Origin of the sequence: Mycoplasma marinum (genome assembly GCF_004335975.1) — a bacterium.
In the GTDB taxonomy this organism is placed as follows: domain Bacteria; phylum Bacillota_I; class Bacilli_A; order Mycoplasmatales; family Metamycoplasmataceae; genus Mycoplasma_K; species Mycoplasma_K marinum.
Map to the genome: position 1 here is coordinate 1 of NZ_PSZO01000063.1, position 1,914 is coordinate 1,914.

Annotated in this window: 2 protein-coding genes; both read right to left on the minus strand. The window is 29.8% G+C overall.

All coding sequences use genetic code 4. The features are described 5' to 3' along the window. A partial coding sequence (locus tag C4B24_RS04680; protein WP_449406667.1) for a polysaccharide deacetylase family protein occupies positions 1 to 749 on the minus strand: 749 nt, incomplete at its 3' end. Positions 750 to 756: 7 nt separating this feature from the next. After that, positions 757 to 1,914, minus strand: a 1,158-nt coding sequence (locus C4B24_RS04685) for an ABC transporter ATP-binding protein (RefSeq protein WP_131599620.1), incomplete at its 5' end; no start/stop codon positions are given.

Sequence of the window (1,914 nt, forward strand, 5' to 3'; positions counted from 1 at the left end):
ATTTCATTTAATACTTCAAAAAATCTCTTGGCACCATGAATTGCGGGTGCTTGATCACCACCAAGTGGAAATAAAACAGAAGTTTTATTTTTTTGAACCTTAAAACTCTCTTCAATTCCTGATTTAGTTTTTTCAAAAAATTCTTTTGCTAATTCATGAATATTTTCTTTGGTCACACCACTATAGGGATAATAGGTACCAAAAAAGTAATAACCAGTTTTGTAGTTTGATGATAAAATTTTCGTTCCATCAACCCCTTCTCAGTTATATAGTGGAAAATTCTTAATATGCTCCCTATTTAAACCTCTCCAATGAACAAAATTATTCAACCCATTTTGTTTGAATATTTGAGGCAGGTTTTGATTAAAACCAAATGTATCAGGCATATATGCCGTATCAATTGTTTTTAAACCTAAATCCTTGAGTGTTTTCCTTCCTATTTCAAGATTCCTTATCGTTGTTTCACCCAACGAAGAAAATACATCAGGTTGTGAAAATCACGGACCAAAAGCAATGTGACTTTCTTTGAATCTCTGAATTTTTTCTTTTCTTGAATTCTCATTTCAATTTAGATAATCATCCAAAAGAGAAACCTGGCCATCTAACACCATTTTAAAATCTTTTTGTTTTTTAATAGTTTTCAGCATCTCATTAATAGTTTGATTGAGAAGTACATTTCCCGTTTGTTCAGAAAACATTCATTCTCTATCTCAATGAGTATGTGGAATAACGTAAATTTTCTTTTTCATATTTCTCCTATGAATTAATTGCATTATCATTATCGATTTCAACTAAATTGTAATCTTCGGTTTTATTGTTGTTTTTTTCAACTTTCTTATGAATTAAACTCATTTTATATTTCTTATCAAATATAGATTTAACTTCTTCAGCAACTTTTTTTCCAAAAGTTGTTTGTTCCCTTTCGGATTCAAGTATTATTTTATTATTTATTCTCTCACCAACACTTGCCTTTCACACATCAAGAGCATCTTGTGTTTCATTATTTATTTTTGAAGTTATCGAAATACCAGTTTGCGCATCAAAAATGAAGGCGTGTTCTTTTTCAAAAGTAAATTTAATAACCTTATTTTTCTCGACTATCATCGAAGCTGGAACTTGAATTCTGATAATTCCAAAGTGTTTTGTTCTTACTTTAAGAACATACTCAGAACCGACAAGTTCAAATGTTTCAATTATACCTTCAACAACATTTGCCTTAGTCTTTGCATTGGTACAAACTTTAATGTGATGAGGTCTAATTCCAAGAATAACTTCTTTGCCTTTATAAGCTTTTAGCTTTATTTTTTGTTCTTCGTTAAAATCAACGGTGATACTAGAATTTGCAGATGCGAATGTATTTATATCATTCATAATACCTCTTATCATATTTATTGTTGGGGTTCCTATAAATCTCGCTACAAATACATTAGAAGGATTGTCATAAAGATCTTTAGGAGAACCAACTTGTTGAATATAACCAACATTCATTATTACAACTTTATTAGCCATTGTCATAGCTTCAATTTGGTCATGTGTGACATAAAGAGAGGTTGACCCTATACGATCATGAATTTTTCTAATTTCAGAACGCATAACACCTCTTAATTTAGCGTCAAGATTAGATAGAGGTTCGTCAAATAAAAATAATTGAGCATCTTTTGAAATGGCTCTAATAAGAGCGACTCTTTGTCTTTGTCCACCTGATAAAGCTGATGGTTTTCTTTTTAAGAAGTTTCTAATTCCCACCAATTCTGACAATTCACGTATACGTGCAGGAATTGAATATTTTCAAATAATTGCAGAATCAAGAATTTTTTGCTTAATAATTTTAGAAGAATTCAGCTTATGCTTTAATTCTTTAATTTCAGTTTCTTTTGAATTATTAATTGCAATAATTTTATTCTTTTCATATTG